The organism is Longimicrobium sp. (genome assembly GCF_036554565.1).
In the GTDB taxonomy this organism is placed as follows: Bacteria; Gemmatimonadota; Gemmatimonadetes; order Longimicrobiales; family Longimicrobiaceae; genus Longimicrobium.
The window spans coordinates 1-3,396 of the sequence record NZ_DATBNB010000030.1; the positions used below are offsets into that span (position 1 = coordinate 1).

At 71.7% G+C, this 3,396-nt stretch carries 5 protein-coding genes; all 5 read left to right on the top strand.

Going from position 1 to position 3,396, the window contains the following annotated elements; all coding sequences use genetic code 11:
• Positions 1-483: 483 nt before the first annotated feature.
• Positions 484-1,434: an HPr(Ser) kinase/phosphatase gene (gene hprK, locus VIB55_RS00905; RefSeq protein ID WP_331874777.1), complete on the top strand. Its 951-nt coding sequence runs from the start codon at positions 484-486 to the stop codon at positions 1,432-1,434.
• Positions 1,427-1,843 carry a hypothetical protein gene (locus VIB55_RS00910; protein ID WP_331874778.1) on the top strand — a complete coding sequence of 139 codons (417 nt, stop codon included), beginning with the start codon at positions 1,427-1,429 and terminating at the stop codon, positions 1,841-1,843. Before hprK ends, VIB55_RS00910 begins: the two co-directional genes overlap by 8 nt.
• The gene (locus VIB55_RS00915; RefSeq protein WP_331874779.1) at positions 1,818-2,300 is read left to right on the top strand and encodes a PTS sugar transporter subunit IIB; all 483 of its coding nucleotides are present in this window, start codon (positions 1,818-1,820) and stop codon (positions 2,298-2,300) included. The genes VIB55_RS00910 and VIB55_RS00915 overlap by 26 nt, the downstream gene beginning before the upstream one ends.
• Before the next feature lie 7 nt (positions 2,301-2,307).
• The gene (locus VIB55_RS00920) at positions 2,308-2,979 is read left to right on the top strand and encodes a PTS sugar transporter subunit IIC (protein ID WP_331874780.1); all 672 of its coding nucleotides are present in this window, start codon (positions 2,308-2,310) and stop codon (positions 2,977-2,979) included.
• Positions 2,976-3,396: PTS system mannose/fructose/sorbose family transporter subunit IID (locus VIB55_RS00925; RefSeq protein ID WP_331874781.1), on the top strand; the 421-nt coding region annotated here is incomplete at its 3' end. The genes VIB55_RS00920 and VIB55_RS00925, both read left to right, overlap by 4 nt.

Sequence of the window (3,396 nt, forward strand, 5' to 3'; positions counted from 1 at the left end):
AGCCCTTCCCCCGCAAACTGCGCGGGGGAAGGGAGCCAGTAGAGTGCGCGGGGCCAGCCGTAGCGCAGTCGAATTCTCCTCTCCCCCATGGGGTTTATGGGGGAGAGGCCGGGAGAGGGGGGCGGCCAGGGCCATGCGCCGGGTTTGCCGAAGCGCACCTCTCGTCGCCTGCGTTCCGGTCCAGCGCACGAGCCCAGCCGCAGCGCAATTCAGGTCTCCCCCTCCCCTGCGCAGCGGCGGACGGGGGCCGGGGGGAGGGGGCTCCCGCGGCATGCGAGGCAGCCAGTCGGCGCGGATCGACGTGCTCCCCTCTCCCGGCGCAGTTTGCCGGGGGAGGGGCGGGGGAGGGGCCAGTTTGCGGGGGAGGGGCCGGGGGAGGGGCCGGGGGAGGGGGAACCCGTCGCACCAATGTTGCGTGCGCATCCGGGCCCGAACCGTTATTCTACCGGGCCGGCCCGGAGCCACCGAACCAGAAGGCGCGCATTGACGGTTGACGACCTGCTGCGCTCCAAGCGCGAATCGCTTGCGCTGGAGCTCCTGACCGACGAACGCGGGCTGTCGCGCACCATCCACACCCCCGACATCAGCTCGCCGGGGCTGGTGCTCACCGGCTACACCGAGCGGTTTCCCGCCGAGCGCATGCAGGTGCTGGGCGAAACCGAGGTCGCTTTCCTGGAATCGCTGGACGAAGACCGCCGCCGCGCCGCGCTCGAGGTGTTCCTGGCGTTCGACATTCCGGTCGTCTTCGTCACCAAGGGGCAGACGCCGCCGCCGCCGCTGCTGGAGCTGGCCAACCAGACGGGCACACCCGTCATCCGCTCGGCGCTCAAGACCGCCGACTTCTACACCCGCATCAAGCCCTTCCTGGAAGAGCGGTTCGCGCCCCGGACCACCCTCCACGGATCGCTGGCCGACGTGTACGGGGTAGGACTGCTGTTCGTGGGCAAGAGCGGCATCGGCAAGAGCGAGACGGTGCTGGACCTGGTGGAGCGCGGGCACCGGCTCGTCGCCGACGACCTGGTGATGATCACGCGGCGCGGGCACGAGGTGCTGATCGGCAAGGGGCACGACCTGCAGCGGCACCACATGGAAATCCGCGGGGTAGGGATCATCGACATCCGCACCATGTTCGGCATCCGAGCCATCCGCCAGCAGAAGCGCATCGAGGTGGTGGTGCAGCTGGAGATCTGGGACGAGAACGCGGTGTACGACCGCACGGGGCTCGACACGAAGACCATGGACATCCTGGGCATCCCCGTGCCGATGGTGACGGTGCCGCTGGTGCCGGGAAAGAACATCACCGTGGTGTGCGAGGTGGTGGCCATGAACCACCTTCTGAAATACTCGGGCGTCGACACCGCCCGCCTGTTCAACCAGCGGCTTCAGCAGCGCATGGCGGGGGTGTCGGACTACCTGGAGGAAGATTATGAATGAGCCGGTGCGGGGGCTGGTGGTGAGCCACGCGTCGCTTGCCGAGGGGCTGGTGCAGTCCGTGCGGCAGATTGCCGGGGCCGACGCAGACGCCCTGGTGGCCGTGAGCAACGAGGGATGCGGGCCCGATGCCCTGCAGCGCAACGTGCTGCAGGCGCTGGGCGAGGGGCCGGGAATCGTCTTCACCGACCTGCCCAGCGGCTCGTGCGCCTTCGCCGCGCGCAAGCTGTCGCTGGAGCGCGAGGACACGGCGGTGGTGTGCGGGGTGAACCTGCCCATGCTCCTGGATTTCGTCTTTCACCGCGAGCTGCCCCTCCCCGAGCTGGTGGACCGGCTGGTGAGCAAGGGCAAGTCGTCGATCACCGGCCAGTGCCGGGAAGGGGCGCATGCCGATCGTGCTGTTTCGGGTTGACGAACGCCTGATCCACGGGCAGGTGGTCGTGGGATGGGGCGGGCCCCTTCACGCCGACCGCATCGTGGTGGCCGACGACGAGATCGCCGCCAGCCCCTGGGAGCAGGAGTTGTACTGCCTGGGGGTGCCGCCCGAGATCGACGCCGTGTTCGTCACCGTCGACGAGGCCCGGCGCCGCATCCCCGAGTGGAAGGGCGGGCGCCGCGTAATCGTCCTGGTGCGCGACGTGGCCACGGCGCGCCGCGTGGCCGAGGGTGGCGCGCTGGCGGGCGAGGAGGTGAACCTGGGCGGCATCCACCACGCCGAGGGGCGCACCCGCGTGCTTCCCTACCTGCACCTGGGGCCGGGCGACGGAGATGCCCTGCGCGAAATCGCGGCCTCGGGGGCCGAGGTGTCGGCGCGAGACCTTCCGGCTTCGCGAAAGGTGATGCTCGACGAGCTGCTGGCGGGAGGCTGAACGGGCCATGGTCCCCGATGTTCCCATCCTGCTGCTGCTGGGGCTGCTGGGCGGCGTGCTGGCGCTGGACGGAACCTCGTTCGGCCAGTTCATGCTGTCGCGCCCGCTGATCGCGGCGGGGCTGGCGGGGATCGTCACCGGCAGCCCGCACGCGGGCATCGTCATCGGCGTGCTGCTGGAGGCGCTGCAGCTGGCCGTCCTTCCCGTGGGCGCCGCCCGCTACCCCGAGGCCGCGCCGGCCGCCGTGGCCGCGGCGGGGGCGTACGCGGGGGCGGCGGTAGACGTGCCGGTGGCGCTGATGGCGGCGGTCGTCTTCTCCATGGCCTGGGGGCGCGTGGGCGGAACGACGGTGGAGTGGCTGCGGCGCACCAACGTGGCCATCGCCGTGCCGGGGGAGGGGCAGCTGTTCTCGCCCGGGGAGCTGGAGCGCATGCATTTGAAGGCGCTGGGGCTGGACTTCGCCCGCGGCGCGGTGGTGACGATCACGGGGCTGCTGGTGCTGGGGACGCTGCTGGAAACGCTCGGGTGGATCCCCTTCCAGGAGCACTGGACCCGGCCCGCGCTGGCCCTTTCCGCCGCGGGGGCGCTGGCGTCCTCGCTGCGGCTGTTCGGCCGGCGCCGGCTGCCGCTGTTCCTGGCCGGCGCCGCCGCCGGGGTGGCGGTGCTGTGGCTCAAGTGAGCCCGCTGCCGCGCGGCGTGCGCCGGGCGATGCTGCTGCGCAGCTTCGCGGTGCAGGGCTCGTGGAACTACCGAACGCTCATCGGCACGGGGATGGCGTTCGTGCTGGCGCCCGCGCTGCGGCACGTGCACGCGGGAGACGCGGAGCGGCTGCGGGCCGCGGTGGCGCGGCACGCGGAGTTGTTCAACGCGCACCCGTACCTGGCGGGGGTCGCGGCTGGCGCCATCGCGCGGCTGGAGGCCGACGGCACGCCCCCGGAGCTGGTGGGGCGCTTCAAGAACGCCCTGCGCGGCTCGCTGGGCTCCATGGGCGACCGGCTGGTGTGGCTGACCTGGCGCCCCGCCTGCGCCCTGCTGATGGTGGCGCTGCTGCTGGGTGGCGCGCCCTGGGGTGTGGCGGTGGCGGCCTTTTTGGTGT

Excerpts from the sequence above, each read along its gene's own strand:
- VIB55_RS00910 (WP_331874778.1), top strand. The coding sequence starts at position 1,427 with ATGAATGAGCCGGTGCGGGGGCTGGTGGTGAGCCACGCGTCGCTTGCC.
- VIB55_RS00915 (WP_331874779.1), top strand. The coding sequence starts at position 1,818 with ATGCCGATCGTGCTGTTTCGGGTTGACGAACGCCTGATCCACGGGCAG.
- VIB55_RS00920 (WP_331874780.1), top strand. The coding sequence starts at position 2,308 with ATGGTCCCCGATGTTCCCATCCTGCTGCTGCTGGGGCTGCTGGGCGGC.